This is a genomic window from Streptomyces lincolnensis (assembly GCF_021173675.1).
Taxonomy (GTDB): domain Bacteria; phylum Actinomycetota; class Actinomycetes; order Streptomycetales; family Streptomycetaceae; genus Streptomyces; species Streptomyces lincolnensis_B.
On the sequence record NZ_JAIHON010000013.1, the window covers coordinates 212,576 to 230,530 of the forward strand.

Genomic DNA, 17,955 nt, shown 5'->3' on the forward strand with positions numbered 1-17,955 from the left:
CGTGCGCAGTTCCGCGTCAGCCGTCCTTGGGCCAGTTCTCCGCGTCGAACATCCAGCGCTGCTTCTCCAGCTCCGCGGTGATGGTGATCAGCAGGTCCTGGGTGACCGGATCGGGCTCGTCGGTGGCCGCGATGCGCTCGCGCAGCCGTCCGATGGCGGTCTCCAGCGACTCGACCATCACGCCGACGACCTCGGTGTCGCGCACCCAGCCCTCCTTCGGACCGGGCAGGGTGAACGCCGACGCGATGGTCTCCGGCCGGCCGTCGGGCGGCAGGCCGAGTGCGGCGGCCCGCTCCGCGACCGTGTCCGAGAAGTCGCGCGCGGCCGTCACGACCTCGTCGAGCTGCAGATGGATCGACCGGAAGCGCGGCCCCACCAGGTTCCAGTGCGCCTGCTTCGCGATCAGCGAGAGGCCGAGAAGATCGACCAGAGTGCTCTGCAGTGCGTCCCCTGTGACCTGACGGGCAGATTCGGGAATCGTGCTCTTCACGACAGTCATACGGTGCTCCTTCTGCCGACGTCGTCACTCACGGGGCGCGGGTGCCCAGGGCGAATCGGTGCAAACAGGCGCTCATGAGGGCTGTGTCGACCACCCGCTCCCGCCGCTGCGCTACAGTCCAAAACTAGCGGTGCTAATTAAAGTGGTGCCGATCAAGCCGTCCCCGGCCACCGAGCGATGACGATCAGGAGTTCCGTCGTGCGTCCCGTCCACTTCGCGGCCGCCCGCCGCACTCCCATCGGCCGGCTGCGCGGCGCCCTGTCCGCCGTACGCCCCGACGACCTCGCGGCGACCGTGATCCGCGGCCTCGTCGCCGACGTGCCCACGCTCGACCCCGCCCGCATCGACGACGTCTACTGGGGCGCCGCCAACCAGGCCGGCGAGGACAACCGCAACGTGGCCCGGATGGCCGCGCTGCTCGCCGGCCTGCCCGAGACCGTGCCCGGCGCCACCGTCAACCGCCTGTGCGCCTCGGGCCTGGAGGCCGTCACCACCGCGGCCCGTGCCGTCGCCGCGGGCGAGGCCGACATCGTGCTGGCCGGCGGGTCCGAGTCCATGAGCCGCGCCCCCTTCGTCCTGCCCCGCCCCGACGAGGCGCTCCCGCACCGGATGGAGACCCACGACACCCGGCTCGGCTGGCGCCTGGTCAACCCGGCGATGAAGGAACTCCACGGACTGCTCGCCATGGGCGAGACCGCGGAGGAGGTCGCCGCACGGTACGGCGTGACCCGCGAACGCCAGGACGCGTTCGCGCTGCGCAGCCACCGACTCGCCGCCCGGGCCCGCAAGGACGGTCACTTCGACGACGAGATCATGCCGGTCGAACGCCCCGACGGGATCGTCGTCGACACCGACGAGTGCATCCGCGAGGACACCTCCGCCGAGAAACTGGCCCGCCTCAAGCCCGCCTTCCGCGCGGGCGGCACCGTCACCGCCGGCAACGCCTCGCCCATGAACGACGGCGCCGCCGGACTGCTCCTCGTCGGCGAGGACGCCCTGAACGACCTGGGCCTGGAGTCACTGGGCCGCTACGTCGCCGGCGCCTCGGCCGGCGTCCACCCCGACGTGATGGGCATCGGGCCGGTCCCCGCCACCCGCAAGGCCCTGGCCCGCGTCGACTGGACCGTCGCCGACCTCCAGGAGGCCGAGTTCAACGAGGCCTTCGCCGCCCAGGCCCTCGCCTGCGTGGACCAGCTGGGCATCGACCCCGACCTGGTCAACCCCACCGGCGGGGCCATCGCCCTCGGCCACCCCCTGGGCTGCTCGGGCGCCCGCATCCTGACGACCCTCCTCCACCGCATGCGGCGGACGGGGGCCGAGCGAGGCCTGGCGACGATGTGCGTGGGCGTGGGGCAGGGGAGCGCGGTGCTGGTTGAGCGCCACCAGGGCCTGTCCGGCGGAGCATGTCGCGGACGCGGGGGCCCTAGCGGTCACCGGCGGTGGTGAGCCGCGGAGTTGTTCACGCCACGGCGGTCCCCTCCAGTTCGACCAGCTGGCCGGGGATCGCCAGCCGGGTCACCCCGAGCATCGTGGTGGTCGGTGCCACCCGTGCGGCGCCCAGCCGGGACGCCAGCACGCCGTAGTGCGGGTACAGCAGGTCGACGTCGGTGGTGTAGACGTTGAGGCGGACGAGGTGCGCGAGGGACATGCCGGCCTCGGCGAGCACGGCCTCCAGGTTGTCGAGGCTCAGCGCCAGCTGCGCGGCCATGTCGCCGTCGTGCAGGGGCTTGCCGTCGGCGCCCATCGCGGTCTGTCCGGAGCAGTACAGGGTCCGGGTGTGCCCGGAGACGACCTCGCCCTGGTTGAACCCCATCTCCACCGACCACGTCACCGGATTGACCGCCGTTCGTTCCACTGCCACATCAGCTCCCATCGCTTCGCATCGCCTTGCATCGCTTTTCGCTGTCCGTGGCAGGAGCCTTCCAACAAATCACGACACCCTTAGTCATGTATTCGCCTAGGGTTTCCGTATGCGCGCCGATCGGCTGGTCTCGCTCGTGCTGCTGTTGCGTCAGCGCGGCCGGCTGACCGCGGACACGCTCGCCCGCGAGCTGGAGGTGTCCACCCGTACCGTGCTGCGCGACATCGAGGCACTGTCGGCGGCGGGCGTCCCGGTCTACGCCGAACGCGGCCGGCACGGCGGGTTCGCGCTGCTGCCCGGTTTCCGCACCGAGCTCACCGGACTGAACCACGACGAGGTCCTCGCCCTGCTCACCGCCGGATCGGGCCGCGGCGAGCGGGCGTTCGGCCTCGGCTCGGCGCTCGCCTCGGCCATGCGCAAGGTGGTCGACGCGCTGCCCGAGAGCCACCGGGCCACCGCGAGCGACGCGGCCCGGCGACTTCTCGTCGAGCCGGAGACCGATCTGCTCTCACGCCGGCCGGTCGCCGAGACCGTGCCCGACACGACGATGGTCGTGATCCGGCGCGCGGTGCTCGCCGGACACCGGCTGCGCCTCCACTACGCGGCCACGGGCCAGACCCCTGGGTGGCGCACGGTGGACCCGATCGGCCTGGTCACCGTCCGCGACCGGAGCTACCTGCTGGCCACGAGATCCGGCGCGGACCGCACCTACCGGCTGTCGCGGGTGCTCGCCGCCCAGGAACTCCCCGAACCGGCACAACGACCGGACCGGGTCGACCTGGACCGGGCCTGGCGGGAACGCTGCGCGCGGTTCCTGTCCAGCGGCCATATCGCCGTACTGGTACGGGTGAACCCGGAGAGGCGGGAGGAGCTGCTGACCTCCGCGGTGGCCGTCCGCACCGCGGCACCGGCACCGGCACCGGCACCGGACGGCTGGCTGCGGCTGGAGGCGACGTTCCAAGACCTGCGGCACGCCGAGTGGGCGCTGTGGCAGCTCGGCACGGACGCCGAAGCGCTGACCCCGCAGTCGCTGCGCACCGCCCTGCACGACCGCGCCGCCGCGATGGCCGGCCGCTACGGAGACCCGTCCTGAGAACCGCCCGCCGCCCGAGGGCCACCGCGACGAGGACCGTTTCGGCAAGGACCGCTTTGACGAGGACCGCTTTGACGAGGACCGCGCCGCCGGGCTTCCGGCGTCCGTCGGCCGGTACAGGCCCACGAGGCGAGACGGCACTTACCCCACCGGTTACTTGCACATAGCATCGGTGTTCGCATGAACACGATGACCCTGTGGCACATCACCGGCTGGGAGTTCGCCGCCCTCGCCTTCGCCGCCCTGCTCGTCGGCTTCTCGAAGACGGCCGTGAGCGGGGCCAACACGGTGAGCCTGGCGATCTTCGCCGCCGTCCTGCCCGCCCGCGCCTCCACCGGCGTCCTGCTCCCGGTGCTGATCGCCGGGGACGTGCTCGCCGTGCTCACCTACCGACGGCACGCGCACTGGCCCACGTTGTGGCGGCTGTTCCCGGCCGTCGCGGTGGGCGTGCTCGCCGGCACGCTGTTCCTGGTGTGGGCGGACGACGAGATCGTACGGACATCCATCGGCGCCATCCTGCTGCTGATGGCCGGGGTGACGGTGTGGCGCCGCCGCACGGCCGAAGCGGAGGAGGAGCCGGACTCGGTCGTCACCCGGGCGGGCCGGGTCAAGGCCCGCTCCTACGGTGTCCTCGGCGGCTTCACCACCATGGTCGCCAACGCGGGCGGCCCGGTGATGTCGATGTATCTCCTCTCCGCGGGCTTCCGCAAGCTCGGCTTCCTGGGCACCTCGGCCTTCTTCTTCCTGATCGTCAACGTCTCCAAGGTGCCCTTCAGCGTCGGCCTCGGCCTGATCGACGGCCGCTCGCTGCTCCTCGACGCCGCCCTCGTGGCGTTCGTCGTGCCCGGCGCGTTCCTCGGCAAATGGGCGGTGAACCGGATCAACCAGAAGCTCTTCGAACAACTGGTGATCGCGGCGACGATCGTGGGCGGCCTGCAACTGCTCCTGCGGTAGCGGTGAGTGCCGGGCCCGGCCGCCTTACCGCGTCAGCCCCAGCAGCGCCGGAAGATCCGCGAAGGAATCGATCACGTGGTCGGGCGTGCCGCTCGCCGCGTGATGGGTCTCGGGCAGGTACTTGCCGGTCCTGACCAGCACCCCGGTGATCCCGGCCCGCTGTGCCGCCAGCACGTCGGACTCGATGTCGTCCCCCACCATCACCGCCTGGTCCGCGCCCGCCCCGAGCCGTGCCAGCGCCGCCTCGAAGAACGCCGGGGACGGTTTGCCGGTGACCTCGGCCTCCACCCGCGCGGCCTGCTCCAGGCCGGCCAGGAAGGCACCGGAGTCGAGCCGCAGCCCGTCGGCGGTACGCCAGTACAGGTTCCGGTGCATCGCCACCAGCCGGGCCCCGCGCTGAAGTTGGCCGAAGGCCCGGTCCAGCGCCGCGTAGTCGAACTCGGGCCCGGCCCCGCCGACGACCACGACATCCGCGACCGTCTCCGTGTCCCGCGGATCCAGCAGCCGGACCTCCCCGAGATCCTCCCCGACGTCCCCGCTGTTCAGCAGGGCACACCGAGCGCCCGGCCGGTGCTCGGCGAGATACGCGGCGGTGGCGGCGGGCGCGGTCAGGATGTCCTCGGCCGTCACGGGGAACCCCGCGCCCTCCAGCGTCGCCGCGATCGACGCCCGCGTCCGGGACGTCGTGTTGGTGACCAGCACCACCCCCAGCCCGGCCGCACGGATCTCCCGCAGCGCCTCGACCGTCCCGGGCAACGGCTCCCACGAGACGGTGAGCACTCCGTCGATGTCGATGAGGACAGCACGCACGGACTCCATGCCCGGGACGATAGCGGCCGGGCACCTCGCGGACGCCGTCCGTGCACCGCACCCGGCGTGCCGTCCCGGGCCCGCGACTCGTACGCTCACCCCATGCCCCGCTCGTCCCCCCACGTGCTGATCCTCGGCGGCACCGCCGAGGCACGCGAACTCGCCGCCCTGCTCACGGCACGCTCCGGCATCCGCGTCACCACCTCCCTCGCGGGCCGCGTGTCCCGGCCCGGGACGGTCACCGGAGACGTACGCATCGGCGGATTCGGCGGGGCGGACGGGCTGGCCGACTGGCTGCGCGAACAGCACGTGGACGCTCTGATCGACGCCACGCACCCCTTCGCCGAGTCGATCACCGCCAACGCGGCACGGGCCGCCGCGGCGACCGGCGTGCCGTCGGTGGTGCTGCGCCGCCCCGGCTGGCGGCCGGAACCGGGCGACCGCTGGCACCCGGTCGGCTCCCTGGCCGAGGCCGCGGACCTGCTGCCGACGCTCGGCCGCCGCGTCCTCCTGACCACCGGCCGCCTCGGCCTCGCCGCCTTCGCCCACCTGACGGACCTTCACTTCGTGGTGCGCTCCGTGGAGTTGCCCGATCCCCCCATGCCCCCGCACACCGAAGTCCTCCTGGCCCGCGGCCCGTTCACCGTCACCGACGAATCCGCCCTCCTGGGCGCCCACTGCATCGACGTCCTCGTCACCAAGGACAGCGGCGGCTCGGCCACCGCCGCCAAACTCACGGCCGCCCGCCACCTGGCCCTCCCCGTCGTGGTCGTACGACGTCCCGCGCTGCCCCCGGGCGTCACCGCCCTGCCCGACGTGGCCTCCGTGCGGGAGTGGCTCGCTCTCGACCCACTGTGACGCGGACCGCCCGCGGACTCAGCGTGACGTGCTCGTTGCCCGGTCCGCCGTTCGCCGGGGCAGGCCGTGGCTCAGGTCCTCCACCAGCAGGCGCTTGGCGATGGTGTCCACCGCGGCGCGCAGGTCCGTGTCCGTCGGGCGGCCGATGTCCTGCTGGACGCGGTTCTCCAGCCAGGCGCCCCAGGCCTCGGTGATGACCCGTGCCTCGCGGGCGCCGGCATCGGTGTGGGAGAGGAGGTTGCCGTGGCGGGTGAGGTAGCCCTCGTCGACCATGCGGTCGAAGACGGGGAGCAGGACCTCGGGAGGCATGTGGCGGCGGGCGGCGATGAGACCGAGGCCGGCGTGGCCGACGAGTCTGGTGAACAGCTCGACCTGCATCACGGCCCAGGCGCCCGCGACGTCGAGCCGGGTCTCGGAGTCGCTCATGATCCGGCGCGCGGTGTCCAGGTCCGTGCTGCCGATGATCTTGCCCACGGTTGCTTCCAGCACCCGCCGCGAGTCCGCCCCGGACGGCTGCGCGAACCCCTCGCCCATGTCGGTCGAGCCCGCCCGCGCACTGTCCCGCAGCCGGACCTGTTTGAGGAACAGGGCGACCACGAACCCGACGGCCGCGACCGGCACGGTCCACAGGAACACCGTCTGGAGGGTGTCGGCGTAGGCCCCGATGATCGGGGCGGAGACATCGGGCGGCAGCTCGTGCAGAGCCTGCGGACTGGTCGCCGCCCTGGCGACGGTGGACGCGTCCACCGATCCGGCCCGCGAGGCGGAGGCGATCCCGTCCCTGAGGTTGGGCGTGAGGGAGTTGGCGTAGATCGTGCCGAAGACGGCAGTGCCGAAGGAACTGCCCAGCGTACGGAAGAAGGTGACACCGGAGGTCGCGGTGCCCAGGTCGGTGTACTCGACGGTGTTCTGCACGGCGATCGTCAGCACCTGCATGCACAGCCCGATACCGGTGCCGAGCACGAACATGTACAGCGACTCCAGCCACGCGCCCGTCGACGGCCCCATCAACGACATCAGGTACAGCCCGACGCCCATCACCAGCGAGCCGACGATCGGGAAGAAGCGGTACTGCCCGGTCCTGCTGACCACGTTGCCGCTGAACACCGACGCGATGAGCAGACCGATCACCAGCGGCAGCGTGCGTACACCGGAGACCGTGGCCGAGTCGCCGTCGACGTACTGGAGGTAGCTCGGCAGATACGTCATCGCGCCGAGCATCGCGAAGCCGACGATGAAGCTGAGGATCGAGCACACCGTGAACACCGGATTGGCGAACAGCCGCATGGGCAGCATCGGTTCGGCCGCCCGGGTCTCCACCCAGCAGAACAGACCGAGCGCGAGCGTACCGCCCACGAACAGGCCGATGATGACGGCCGAGCCCCACGCGTACTCGTTCCCGCCCCAACTCGTCGCCAGGATCAGCGCGCTGGCGCCCACCGCGACGAACGCGATGCCCAGGTAGTCCACGACCGGCCGGGCCGCCGACTTGACCACCGGAATCGTCCGGGCCGCCGCGATCACGACGAGCACCGCGATTGGGACGTTGACGTAGAACGCCCAGCGCCACGACAGATGGTCGGTGAACAGCCCGCCGAGCAGCGGCCCGATGACCGTCGCCACCCCGAACACGGCGCCGATCGCGCCCTGGTACTTGCCGCGCTCCCTGAGCGGGATGACGTCGGCGATCAACGCCATCGCCGTCACCATCAGACCGCCGGCACCGACCCCCTGCATCGCCCGCCAGACGATCAGCAACGTCATGTTGCCGGCGAGACCGCACAGGAACGAGCCCGTGATGAACACGACCGCCGAGACCTGGAAGACCACCTTGCGGCCGAACATGTCGCCGAACTTGCCGACCAGGACGGTCGACACCGTCTCCGCGAGGAGATATGCCGTCACCACCCACGACATGTGCTCGGCACCGCCGAGATCCGACACGATCGTCGGCAGCGCCGTGCCCACGATCGTCTGGTCGAGGGCCGCGAGCAGCACCCCCAGCATGATCGTCACGAAGACGATGTTGCGGCGGCGCTTGTCCAGCACGGGCGGCTGCGCGGCGGCGGAAGGCGCGGTTTCCTCGGCGACGGTCACGAGGTCACGATCACGCCGGTATGCCGCACCCGCATGTGGGCACGGTCCGCTCGGGTGGCGGGTCCCTACCGCTGTTCCGGGTTACGGCGCAGCAGATACGTGTCCATGATCCAGCCCTTGCGCTCCCGCGCCTCCGCGCGCAGCCGCTCGATGCGGGGGGCGGTCTCGGCGATCGGCCCGGCGGCGAGGATCTCGTCCGGCGTGCCTATGTAGGCGCCCCAGTAGATGTCGATGTCCTGGTCGGCGTACTGCCGGAAGGCCTGATGGGCGTCCAGCATCACCACCACGTCGTCCACCCCCTCGGGAAAGCCCTCGGCGAGCCGCCGGCCCGTCGTGATCTGCACGGGCCGCGCCACCCGGTTCAGCCCGGTACGGTGCCGGGCGACGAGCGCGGAGACACTGCTGATGCCCGGCACGACGGTGTACTCGAAGGCCACCGTGCCCCGCTCCAGGATCTCCTCCAGGATCCCGATCGTGCTGTCGTACAGCGCGGGATCCCCCCAGACCAGGAACGCGCCGGTCTCGTCCTCGCCCAGCTCCTCGGCGATCAGCCGCGCGTAGATGTCGGCGCGGGCGCTGCGCCAGTCACCCACGGCGGGGGAGTAGGCGGTGCCGCCCGCCGCCCGGTCGCGCTCCGGGTCACGCGCCTCGACCACGCGGTACGAGCCCTCGGGTATGTGCGTCTCCAGCATGTCCCGGCGCAGCCGCGTCAGGTCGCTCTTCACCTCGCCCTTGTCGAGGACGAAGAACACGGCCGTGCCGCGCAGCGCCCCCACCGCCTGGAGGGTCAGCTGCTCGGGGTCGCCCGCACCGATACCGATGACATGAATCTTTCGCACGCCACGAGTCTGCCGCACGGCACTGACAGCGCGGACACCGAGGTCAAGCCCGAGGCCAAGCCTGTGGGCGCGCCGTCACCGCCTCATCCCGCCCCGGGCCCCCGCAGCCGCGGCGCCCGCGCCCCCGCGTCGATGCCGCCCCCGTCCCGCTCCACGCTCCGGGCCAGCTCCCGGGCCCACGCGGCCAGTCCCGCGAGGTCCAGGTCGTGCGGCCGCTCCCGCCCGGTCGCCGCCGCCCACCGCGTCACCGCGTCCGCGCCGCGCCGCAGCAGCCGGGCGCCGCCGGTGACGTTGCCCCGGGCGGCGTGGGTGAGGCCGACGGAGAGCTGGGCGAGGCCGCGCCACAGCTCGCGTTCCTCCTCGGGGCCGGACTTCCAGGCGTCCTCGAAGACCTCGTGGGCGTGGAACGGTTTCCCCGCGTCCAGCAGCTCCTGCGCCTCGGCCACGCTCTCGTGCGGGGCGCGGACCACCCCCTCCGGCTGCCGGGCGACGCCTTCGGTGCCGTAGGGGAGCGGCCGCCCGAGCCCGTCCCGGGGTCGGGCATTGCGTGCCCGGCCCTCCTCGTCGCGGTCCCGCGCGTCCACCTGCCGTCCTGCGGATGTCCTGGCCATGGATCGATTGTCCCGCGTCCCGGCCCGCCGGCCACCGCCGCCCCGGGCCCGTCTTCGGCAGGGCCTCCGACGTGGGGTAAAGTGCTGTTCGCACGACCCCGCGGGGCACCGCGGGAAACACACCGGGACGTGGCGCAGCTTGGTAGCGCACTTGACTGGGGGTCAAGGGGTCGCAGGTTCAAATCCTGTCGTCCCGACGGTGCGAAGGGTCTTCGCGGGCGAGAGCCTGTGAGGGCCCTTTTCGCATGGGGCCTCTTCGTACGGCGCCTTCGGGATCAGGGCGCCGTTGCGTCAAACCGGTGAATCTCCTTGCGGGGTCAAGTCCTGCGTGCGCAGTGGGCCGTTGTGGGGGAAGTCCGCCCGTCGCGGAAGTGGTGGGGCGGGCACCCTTCGCCGGATTTCCACTGCGAGGAGCACGGTCGACGTGACAGAGAACCGGGTGCTGTCCTGGACCCCGCGAGCGGTCGTCTTCGACTGTGACGGCGTCTTGATGAGTACGGAGGAGTACTGCCTGCTCAGCAAGGTGCTCGTGCTGCGTGACCACGGTGTCGAGCCGGATGCCGAGGTGATCGCCTCGCTGAAGGGACTGCACTACAGCGCGGCCGGAGATGCCCTGGCCCGGTCGCTCGGCACGTCGGCGAGCGCCGCGGAATGCAGCGCGCAGGCACTGGCCAGGCAACGGGAGCTGTACCGCACCCACCCGTCGCACGCGCTGCCCGGTGCGCTGGATCTGGTGAAGCGGATCAGCGCGGTGATGCCGGTGGTCTGCGCGACCAGCTCCCCGCACGACGCCGTGGAACATGTGCTGGCCGAGGCGGGAATCCTGCCGTACCTGGTGTGCGTGACCTCCCCGACCGTGGGGTTCGCTCCCAAGCCGGCCCCCGACACGTATCTGGCCGCCGCCGAGGCCTGCGCGGTCGAGCCGGCCGACACCCTTGCCGTGGAGGACTCCACCAGCGGGATTCGTTCCGCCGTGGCCGCCGGTATGCGCGTACTGGGCGTCGGCCCCGAGCCGTCTGCGGAACAGCGCGCCCTGGTCGACCACTGGGTTGCCTCCTTGGACGACCCGGAGTTGACCGACTGGGCACAGCGCCTGGCCCTTCCACACGGTGAGGGGGCGTCGGCATGCGTGTAGCCCTGGTGGCGCAGAACGGCAAGAAGGAACAGCTGCGGGCCTGGGCTTCCAAGCACAGGGCGACACTGGCCGGCCACGACCTGGTCGCGACCGGCGGGACCGCCCAGGTGCTGACCGAATGCGGACTCACCGCCCGTGCGCTGGCCTCCGGACCGCTCGGCGGCGATCTGCATGTGGCCCACCTGGTCGCCACCGGCGAAGTCGACTTCTGCGTCTTCCTGCGCGACCCGGCCGTCCACCCCGCGCACGAGGCGGACGTCGCCGCGCTGGTCCGCCTGGCACTGGTGCACGACGTACCGCTCGCGCAGAACGAGTCCACGGCCAACGCGGTACTCACCGCACCGCTCTAGGAGCTGCCCGTTCGACGGGCCTCGCTCCGACGGGCCTCGTGTCGGGCGCGTGGCGGGCACAGCACATCGATTCGCAGCAACCGGAAAAGGTACAGATGGGACTGGCATACCTACGCTCGGACGCGGACCGGGCGATGGACGTCGGCATGGGCCGCGTCCTGGTACGGGAGACGGCCGGATGCGGCAGGGACATGGTCCTCGCACTGCGCACGGCACAGGGGACGAGCAAGGTGACCGCGCCCTACTGGATGGGCCGCCGCTTCCTCGGCGCGGCGGGCCGCCCGCTCGCCGACGACACCCCGATCTCGCTGAGCTTCCTCACCCCCCGCAGAGCGGCCCGCGTACGCATCCGCAGGAACCAGAGCGACCTGCTCATCCTGTGGCAGGTCTTCCTGAAACGCTTCTACGAACTCGGCGTCCACTACCGCCTCGACAAGGACATCGACACCCTCGACACGATCGTCGACCTCGGCGGCAACACCGGCCTCGCCGCCTCCTACTTCACCGCCCGCTACCGCCCCCGCACCCTGCTGACGGTGGAGCCGATCCCGCAGAACCTGGCCGTCCTGCGGCACAACGCCACGCTGTCCGGCCTCGACTGGAAGATCGAGCCGGCGGCCGTGGCCGGCGAGTCCGGGACCGCGGAGTTCACCGTGAGCGCGTTCTGGGACACCTGCACCGCCGTGCCCGCGGTCGCCGACCTGCGCCGCACCCGCTCCTACCGGCTGGAGAACGTCCTGGCCCGCCCGAACGTGCGGGTGCCCGCGCTCACCGTGGGCGAGCTGCTCACCAAACACGGCATCGACCACGTCGACCTGCTCAAGGTCGACGTCGAGGGCAGCGAGGCCGAGGTGTTCGGCCAGGTCCAGCCGTGGATGGAACAGGTCGAGCGGATCGTCCTGGAAGTCCACGACAAGTACATCGACGGCGACGTCGTCCGGAAGACGATGAGCGCGGCGGGATTCCGTCAGGTACCGCCGCGCGTCCCCGAACCGGCCGGCTTCAATCCCGTCGAGCTGTACGTGAAGTCATGAGCGACAGCGGCACCAGGGCACGCACGGCCGACCTCGCGGCGCTGATGACGGTCACTCCGCCCGTCGCCGTGGTGTTCGACTGCGACGGCACGCTCATGGACACCGAGCCGTGTGCCGATGCCGCACGCGGCGCCGTGTTCGCCCGCCGGGGACAGGTCTACGACGATGCGGCACGCGCCGCTCTCGTGGGTCTGTCCGTGGCGCAGGGCGGAGAGGTGATGGCGCGGCTGTTCGGGGGCAGCGCGCCGCGGTTGGCGGAGGAACTGGCCGAAGAGCTCCTGGCCGCGGTGGCCGACGGGGCGCGACCGATGCCCGGTGCGGCGGATCTGGTCGCACGGCTGGCCGCCAGGGTGCCGGTCGCGGTGGCCAGCAACGGACCACGCGTACTCCTGGACAAGTCGCTGGCACAGGGCGGCCTGTCCCGATGGCTGCCGGTCACCGTCTCGGGCGACGACGTCACCATGCCCAAACCGCACCCCGCCTGCTACCTCGCCGCCTGCGCGGCACTCGACGTCGACCCCGCCGGCGCCCTGGCCGTCGAGGACTCCCTCGTGGGCGCCCGCGCGGCCCATACCGCCGGAATGACCGTACTCGGCGTGGGCACGCTGGTCCGCGGTCCGCATGTGCACGCCCACGTCCCCGCCCTCGACGATGCCGCGCTGCGCCACTGGCTCGCCGGATGGTGAGCGGCGGGGAGCGGGGCTCGGCCTGACCAAGATCACCGGGTATCTCGATTCGGGTTCCCTTTGCGCGACCGCCCCAACGCGGGATCGTTCCAGGCCCGGAGCTTGTCGGGGTTGAGCATGACCCACACCTGGGCGACACGGCCGTCGGTGACGTCGAGGCCGATGACGGCGGCGACCTGGCGGCCGTACCGGGCGACGAGGCCGGTGCGGCTGTTGACAGAACGGGTGGTCAGGGTGGTGCGCGAGTGGCCGGCCAGGAGGGTCAGCAGGCTGTCGGCGACCGGCCGGCTGCCGTGGACCGGCCCGGTCAGCGCCCGCACCTTGCCGCCGCCGTCGAAGAACGCCGTGACGTCCGAGCACAGCAACGACGCCAGCAGGTCGCCGTCCTCGGCCACGCACGCCCGGTGCACGGCACGGGCCACGGCATCGTGCTGGTGCGGTCCCGTGGGCCGGGAGTGCTGCGCGTGCAGCCACCGCCTGGCGCGGGCGGCGAGTTCGGCCACCTCCGGTTCCGTGCGGCCCACGACGTCGGCGATCGCGTGGGGGGCCATTCCGAACACGCGGAGCACGAACGCCGCGCGCTCGTCGGGTGACAGCGACTCCAGCGCGCCGAGCGCGGGCTGCCTCCGATGATCCTTCTCGCCCTCCGTCGCACCCCGGCCGGGCGACGCCAGCCGGTCCAGACAGATCCCGCCCGCGGTCTTCGTCAGCCATGAGCGGGGCACGACGATTTGCCGGCGCACCGTTTCGGACAACCCGTACCACCGGCGGTAGGTCTCGTCGACGACATGCTCCGCCGCACTCGGACTGCCCAGCATCCAGTGGGCGACGTCCAGCAGGAACCGACGCTCCTCCAGCAGTTCCGCGATCGGCACCGCATCGCCCTGGTCCATTCGGCATCCTCCTACTGGCACGCACCGCACGCGTCGACGCCGTCGACGTCGGCTCACCCTCTTGGACCGGGAACTCGCGGATCTCGTGACATGGGCACGGAACCGAATACGGAACCGAACGCGATTCGGCGGCCGACAAGGCGGGGTGGCCCTTCACGGAAGCGAGGGCCACCCGAAAAGAGCTTCTTACTTCTGCTGCGCGAGCCAGTCGCCGAACTTGGTTTCGGCGATGTGCGCGTCCGGCCCCGGAAGGAGCGTGGTCTCCTGCAACCGGGCGCCCCAGTACGTGGCGTTCGGGTCGGTGACGATCTCACGGGGGTCGTTCTTGGTGGCGAGTCCCCGGCGGATGAACTCCTCGAGCTCGAACGCCTCGGGACCCGCGACCTCCACCACGCCGTCGACCGGCGTACCGACCGAGGCGCGGCCGACCGCCGCGGCCACGTCGTCGGAGACGATGGGCTGGATCCTGCCGGCGGGGAGGCGGACGGTGTTGCCCTCGGTGACCCCGTCGGCGAGTCCCTTCGCGAACTCGAAGAACTGGGTCGCGTGCACGATGGTGTACGGCATGCCGGACGCCGTGATCAGGTCTTCCTGGGCCTGCTTGGCGCGGAAGTACCCGCTGCCCTGGAGGCGGTCGGTGCCCACCACGGACAGCGCCACGTGGTGCCGCACGCCGGCCTCGGCCTCCGCCTTGAGCAGGTTGGTCGTGGAGGTGCGGAAGAACTCCATGACCGCCTCGTCGTCGAACGAGGGGGAGTTGGACACGTCGACCACGACCGACGCGCCCTTGAGGACGTCGGCCAGCCCCTCGCCCGTCAGCGTGTTGACGCCGGTGTTGGGCGCGGCCGCGACCGCCTCGTGGCCGTGCTCGCCGAGCCTGGCGACCACCTTCGAGCCGATGAGCCCGGTTCCACCGATCACTACGACCTTCATGACGGAATTCCTCTCGGGTTTTCCTGGTGCCTGCACCAGATGAGTTCTGGTGCCTTTACCAGGGGAGACAGGGCAACGGCTCCGCTTGTGACACGCGCTCGGCGTCATCGGGGGAATTCCCGCAGATTTTCCCGCAGAGCTGCCCGCCGCCGCCCTCGAACGGGCTATTCGGCCAGCTTGCCCTCGGTCGAGACCTCCTCCATCAGGGAGGAGATCTCGGCAGGGACGGCCGGAATGCTCTCGCGCGTGACACCCGTCGTCGGCGACCACACGAGGTTGACCCGCAGAGCGGGATCAGCCTCCGGGTAGTCGCTGCGGTTGTGACAGCCGCGGGTCTCACGCCGTTCCAGTGCCGCTTCGAGCGTGGCCCGGGCCGCCAGTGCGGCGGACTTCAGGTCGAAGGCGTGCGCGAGGTCCTGGTAGCCGGCGATGTCCGGGTGCACGCCGACGTCCTCCATCCTCTTCTCGATCCCCGCGAGCTCCGCCAGCCCGGCGCGCAGGCCCTCTTCGTCCCGTACGACGCCCGCGTGCTCGGTCATGGTGTCGCGGATGGCGCGTTGCAGGGCGCGCACGTTCTCCGGACCGTCGGCGGCGAGCAGGTCGTCGACCTCCGCGCGGGCCCGGGCGACGGCCGGCGCGGACCGCGGCTGCGCGGTGAGGGACCGCGAGTAGGCGGCGACCGCCCGGCCCGTGATCCGGCCGAACACCAGCAGCTCGATGAGGCTGTTCCCGCCGAGCCGGTTGGCTCCGTGCAGCCCGCTGGAGGCCTCGCCGATGGCGTACAGGCCGCGCACGTCGGTGCTGTGGTCCTCGGGGCGCACCCACACGCCGCCCATCGAGTAGTGCGCGGTGGGCGCGATCTCGACCGGGTCGCGGGTGATGTCCAGCATCTGGAGGTCCAGCAGGGTCTGGTACACGCGGGGGAGTCGCGTCATGATCGTCTGCCGGGGCAGGTGGGAGACGTCGAGCCACACGCCGCCCTTGGGCGTTCCGCGCCCCTCCTTGATCTCCGTGTAGGAGGCCAGGGCCACGCGGTCGCGGGTGGACAGCTCCATGCGCTCGGGGTCGTAGCGGGACATGAACCGCTCGCCGAGCGCGTTGCGCAGGATGCCGCCCTCACCGCGGGCGGCCTCGCTGACGAGGGTGCCGGCCGCGTTCTCCGGCTCGATGATCCCGGAGGGATGGAACTGCACCAACTCGGCGTCCCGCAGGCGGGCCCCGGCCTCCACGGCCAGCCGGAACGAGTCGCCGGTGTTCTCGTCGCGCCGCGACGACGTACGCCGCCAGATGCGGGTGTGGCCGCCGGCGGCGAGGATGACCGCGTCCGCGTGGATCAGGTAGCGCTTTCCGCTCGCGAGGTCGAAGCCGTAGGCCCCGAAGACGGCACCGTCGTGCACCAGGAGCCGGGTGATGTAGACGCCGTCGAGCACGGGGATGTCGAGCTGTTCCGCGCGCCGGACCAGGGTGCGCTGGATCTCCAGACCGGTGTAGTCGCCGGCGAAGGCGGTGCGCCGGAACTTGTGGGCACCGAAGAACCGTTGGGAGATACGGCCGTCCTCCTCCCGGGCGAAGGCCATGCCGTAGCGCTCCAGGTCCTCGATGCCGCGGGCGGCACCCTGGGTGACGATCTCCACCGTGCGCGGGTCCGCGAGGAGGTAGCTCTCCTTGAGGGTGTCGGCGGCGTGCTGCTGCCAGCTGTCCTCGGGATCCACGGTGGCCAGCGCCGCGTTGATGCCGCCGGCCGCGAGTGCCGTATGCGCGTCCTCCTTGGGGCGCTTGCCGACGGCGAGGACGTCGACACCGGCCTCGGCCAGCTCGATAGCCGCCCGCAGACCGGCTCCTCCGGTGCCGATCACCAGCACCATGGTGGCAATACGTTGTTCTGTCACGGCCACGGTCCACTCCGATCGCCTGGGTCTTCACCCACTAGGACCGAGGGGTCCCGCGATCTGTGACATCCCGGCCGTGACCTCCCGGCCGTGACATCGCTGCACCGACATCGCCGCACCGCGTGTGTCACACATCCGCCCCGAGCCCTGTCATCCCTGCGAGACGGCCATGAGAGCCATGGCGCGGGGGGCCGTGCCGTCGCCTCTTCCTTCCTTCGACAGCCGAAGCGAGAACATCATGAATCACTCGGAGCACCTCGGCATGCCCGAGGCCCCTTCGACCGCACGGATCGCGACGCTCGACAGCCTGCGCGAGCACCTTCAGTGGGCGATCGAACTGGAACACGCGACTCTGCCGCCCTATCTCTGCGCCCTCTACTCGCTCGACCCGTCTCGGAATCCGGACGCCGTCCAGGTGCTGAGCGGCGTCTTCGTCGAGGAGATGATCCACCTGGCGCTGGCGGCGAACCTCCTCAACGCGGTCGGCGGGCGCCCCCGCCTGGACGCTCCGCACCTGCTGCCCCGCCATCCCCGGCCCCTGCCGCACGCGGACCCCTCCCTGGAGCTGTCACTGGTTCCCTTCGGACCCGAGGCACTGGAGATGTTCCTCCGCCTCGAACAGCCGGCGCTGCCCGGTGCCCCGGCCGAGGGCGACGGCTACGAGACGATCGGACAGTTCTACGACGCCGTGGAAGAGGGACTGCGTCACCTGTGCGCCGAACTCGGTGAACGGGAGGTCTTCCGCGGCGACCCGGCTCGCCAGGTCACCGCCGGCCCCTTCGCCCACACGGGCGGACAACTGACCGCGGTCACCGACCTCTCCTCGGCCCTGGCGGCGCTGGAGGAGATCGTCGAGCAGGGCGAGGGCACGGCCCGCGGCGAGGTCTGGGACGGCGACCAGGACATCTTCCACCCCGAACGCGACGAGGTCTCCCACTACTACCGCTTCCAGGAGCTCAAGCTGGGCCGCCGCTACCGGAAGGGCGACACACCGAAATCCGGCCCCACGGGTGACCCGGTAGCCGTCGACCTCACCGGCATCCGACCCGTACGCCCCAACCAGCGGATGGCGGATTTCCCCGTGGGCAGCCCGATCAGGGCCGCCCAGGAGGGGTTCAACCGGACGTACTGCGACCTGCTCCGTCTGCTGGAGCAGGCGTTCAACGGCAGCCCCCAGACACTCGGGCCCGCGACCGGCACGATGTACGCGCTCAAGGCCCAGGCCCAGGGCCTGATGGAGATGCCCGCCGGGGACGGCACGACGGCCGGCCCCACCTTCGAGTACGTCCCGGCCGAGTCCCGGTCGTCGTAGGAGTCGGCCGAGGGCGCGGCTGCCTGGCGGGTCTGCCGGTGTCGGCGGACCCGCCGGACGCGGGCGGGGCAGATGTGTTCGACCCCTTGCGCATGGCCGAG

At 71.5% G+C, this 17,955-nt stretch carries 17 protein-coding genes, 1 tRNA gene and 1 pseudogene; 10 read left to right on the plus strand and 9 right to left on the minus strand.

Annotated elements, in window-relative coordinates; genetic code table 11:
- Positions 1–16 precede the first annotated feature (16 nt).
- Positions 17–499: a Dps family protein gene (locus K4B79_RS35015; RefSeq protein WP_232031392.1), complete on the minus strand. Its 483-nt coding sequence runs from the start codon at positions 497–499 to the stop codon at positions 17–19.
- 198 nt (positions 500–697) lie between these two features.
- Between K4B79_RS35015 and K4B79_RS35020 the strand changes: the two are divergent.
- Positions 698–1,882, plus strand: a pseudogene (locus K4B79_RS35020) (thiolase family protein); the annotation flags it as partial.
- 76 nt (positions 1,883–1,958) lie between these two features.
- Here K4B79_RS35020 and K4B79_RS35025 read toward each other — a convergent pair.
- The gene (locus K4B79_RS35025; RefSeq protein ID WP_232031533.1) at positions 1,959–2,354 is read right to left on the minus strand and encodes a RidA family protein; all 396 of its coding nucleotides are present in this window, start codon (positions 2,352–2,354) and stop codon (positions 1,959–1,961) included.
- Positions 2,355–2,469: 115 nt separating this feature from the next.
- Between K4B79_RS35025 and K4B79_RS35030 the strand changes: the two genes are divergently transcribed.
- The gene (locus K4B79_RS35030) at positions 2,470–3,453 is read left to right on the plus strand and encodes a helix-turn-helix transcriptional regulator (protein WP_232031393.1); all 984 of its coding nucleotides are present in this window, start codon (positions 2,470–2,472) and stop codon (positions 3,451–3,453) included.
- A gap of 180 nt (positions 3,454–3,633) precedes the next feature.
- On the plus strand, positions 3,634–4,407 hold the full coding sequence (locus K4B79_RS35035; RefSeq protein WP_232031394.1) for a sulfite exporter TauE/SafE family protein: 774 nt from the start codon (positions 3,634–3,636) through the stop codon (positions 4,405–4,407).
- Positions 4,408–4,431: 24 nt separating this feature from the next.
- Here K4B79_RS35035 and K4B79_RS35040 read toward each other — a convergent pair whose 3' ends face one another.
- Positions 4,432–5,226: an HAD-IIA family hydrolase gene (locus K4B79_RS35040; RefSeq protein WP_232031395.1), complete on the minus strand. Its 795-nt coding sequence runs from the start codon at positions 5,224–5,226 to the stop codon at positions 4,432–4,434.
- 93 nt (positions 5,227–5,319) lie between these two features.
- Between K4B79_RS35040 and K4B79_RS35045 the strand changes: the two genes are divergently transcribed.
- Positions 5,320–6,075: a cobalt-precorrin-6A reductase gene (locus tag K4B79_RS35045; protein ID WP_232031396.1), complete on the plus strand. Its 756-nt coding sequence runs from the start codon at positions 5,320–5,322 to the stop codon at positions 6,073–6,075.
- 18 nt (positions 6,076–6,093) lie between these two features.
- On the opposite strand, the gene K4B79_RS35050 is transcribed toward K4B79_RS35045, so the two are convergent.
- From K4B79_RS35050 to K4B79_RS35060, 3 genes are all read right to left on the minus strand, one after another.
- The gene (locus tag K4B79_RS35050; RefSeq protein ID WP_232031397.1) at positions 6,094–8,172 is read right to left on the minus strand and encodes an MDR family MFS transporter; all 2,079 of its coding nucleotides are present in this window, start codon (positions 8,170–8,172) and stop codon (positions 6,094–6,096) included.
- A gap of 65 nt (positions 8,173–8,237) precedes the next feature.
- Complete coding sequence (cobF, locus tag K4B79_RS35055; protein WP_232031398.1) at positions 8,238–9,011, minus strand: precorrin-6A synthase (deacetylating); 774 nt, start codon at positions 9,009–9,011, stop codon at positions 8,238–8,240.
- A gap of 83 nt (positions 9,012–9,094) precedes the next feature.
- A complete protein-coding gene (locus K4B79_RS35060) occupies positions 9,095–9,622 on the minus strand; it encodes a DUF309 domain-containing protein (protein ID WP_232031399.1) in 528 nt (175 codons plus the stop codon).
- A 123-nt stretch (positions 9,623–9,745) separates the two neighbouring features.
- Here K4B79_RS35060 and K4B79_RS35065 point away from each other — a divergent pair.
- The 5 genes from K4B79_RS35065 (at position 9,746) to K4B79_RS35085 (ending at position 12,827) form a co-directional block, all read left to right on the plus strand.
- A tRNA-Pro gene (locus K4B79_RS35065) sits at positions 9,746–9,819 on the plus strand.
- A gap of 227 nt (positions 9,820–10,046) precedes the next feature.
- Complete coding sequence (locus K4B79_RS35070; RefSeq protein WP_232031400.1) at positions 10,047–10,757, plus strand: HAD family hydrolase; 711 nt, start codon at positions 10,047–10,049, stop codon at positions 10,755–10,757.
- Entirely contained in the window at positions 10,748–11,107 is a 360-nt protein-coding gene (locus tag K4B79_RS35075; RefSeq protein WP_232031401.1) for a methylglyoxal synthase, read from the plus strand. Before K4B79_RS35070 ends, K4B79_RS35075 begins: the two co-directional genes overlap by 10 nt.
- 95 nt (positions 11,108–11,202) lie before the next feature.
- Positions 11,203–12,141, plus strand: a complete 939-nt coding sequence (locus tag K4B79_RS35080; protein WP_232031402.1) for an FkbM family methyltransferase — start codon at positions 11,203–11,205, stop codon at positions 12,139–12,141.
- Complete coding sequence (locus K4B79_RS35085) at positions 12,138–12,827, plus strand: HAD family hydrolase (protein ID WP_232031404.1); 690 nt, start codon at positions 12,138–12,140, stop codon at positions 12,825–12,827. Before K4B79_RS35080 ends, K4B79_RS35085 begins: the two co-directional genes overlap by 4 nt.
- Before the next feature lie 32 nt (positions 12,828–12,859).
- Here K4B79_RS35085 and K4B79_RS35090 read toward each other — a convergent pair whose 3' ends face one another.
- The 3 genes from K4B79_RS35090 to K4B79_RS35100 form a co-directional block, all read right to left on the minus strand.
- On the minus strand, positions 12,860–13,720 hold the full coding sequence (locus K4B79_RS35090; protein ID WP_232031405.1) for a sigma factor: 861 nt from the start codon (positions 13,718–13,720) through the stop codon (positions 12,860–12,862).
- 186 nt (positions 13,721–13,906) lie between these two features.
- Entirely contained in the window at positions 13,907–14,653 is a 747-nt protein-coding gene (locus tag K4B79_RS35095; protein ID WP_232031406.1) for an SDR family oxidoreductase, read from the minus strand.
- 164 nt (positions 14,654–14,817) lie between these two features.
- Entirely contained in the window at positions 14,818–16,518 is a 1,701-nt protein-coding gene (locus K4B79_RS35100) for an L-aspartate oxidase (RefSeq protein WP_232031534.1), read from the minus strand.
- A gap of 262 nt (positions 16,519–16,780) precedes the next feature.
- Here K4B79_RS35100 and K4B79_RS35105 point away from each other — a divergent pair, with 262 nt between their 5' ends.
- A complete protein-coding gene (locus tag K4B79_RS35105; RefSeq protein WP_232031407.1) occupies positions 16,781–17,854 on the plus strand; it encodes a ferritin-like domain-containing protein in 1,074 nt (357 codons plus the stop codon).
- Positions 17,855–17,955 lie beyond the last annotated feature (101 nt).

Coding starts and splice junctions, on each gene's coding strand:
- K4B79_RS35015 (WP_232031392.1), bottom strand. CDS start 499: ATGACTGTCGTGAAGAGCACGATTCCCGAATCTGCCCGTCAGGTCACA.
- K4B79_RS35030 (WP_232031393.1), top strand. CDS start 2,470: ATGCGCGCCGATCGGCTGGTCTCGCTCGTGCTGCTGTTGCGTCAGCGC.
- K4B79_RS35035 (WP_232031394.1), top strand. CDS start 3,634: ATGAACACGATGACCCTGTGGCACATCACCGGCTGGGAGTTCGCCGCC.
- K4B79_RS35040 (WP_232031395.1), bottom strand. CDS start 5,226: ATGGAGTCCGTGCGTGCTGTCCTCATCGACATCGACGGAGTGCTCACC.
- K4B79_RS35045 (WP_232031396.1), top strand. CDS start 5,320: ATGCCCCGCTCGTCCCCCCACGTGCTGATCCTCGGCGGCACCGCCGAG.
- K4B79_RS35060 (WP_232031399.1), bottom strand. CDS start 9,622: ATGGCCAGGACATCCGCAGGACGGCAGGTGGACGCGCGGGACCGCGAC.
- K4B79_RS35075 (WP_232031401.1), top strand. CDS start 10,748: ATGCGTGTAGCCCTGGTGGCGCAGAACGGCAAGAAGGAACAGCTGCGG.
- K4B79_RS35080 (WP_232031402.1), top strand. CDS start 11,203: ATGGGACTGGCATACCTACGCTCGGACGCGGACCGGGCGATGGACGTC.
- K4B79_RS35085 (WP_232031404.1), top strand. CDS start 12,138: ATGAGCGACAGCGGCACCAGGGCACGCACGGCCGACCTCGCGGCGCTG.
- K4B79_RS35090 (WP_232031405.1), bottom strand. CDS start 13,720: ATGGACCAGGGCGATGCGGTGCCGATCGCGGAACTGCTGGAGGAGCGT.
- K4B79_RS35095 (WP_232031406.1), bottom strand. CDS start 14,653: ATGAAGGTCGTAGTGATCGGTGGAACCGGGCTCATCGGCTCGAAGGTG.
- K4B79_RS35100 (WP_232031534.1), bottom strand. CDS start 16,518: ATGGTGCTGGTGATCGGCACCGGAGGAGCCGGTCTGCGGGCGGCTATC.
- K4B79_RS35105 (WP_232031407.1), top strand. CDS start 16,781: ATGAATCACTCGGAGCACCTCGGCATGCCCGAGGCCCCTTCGACCGCA.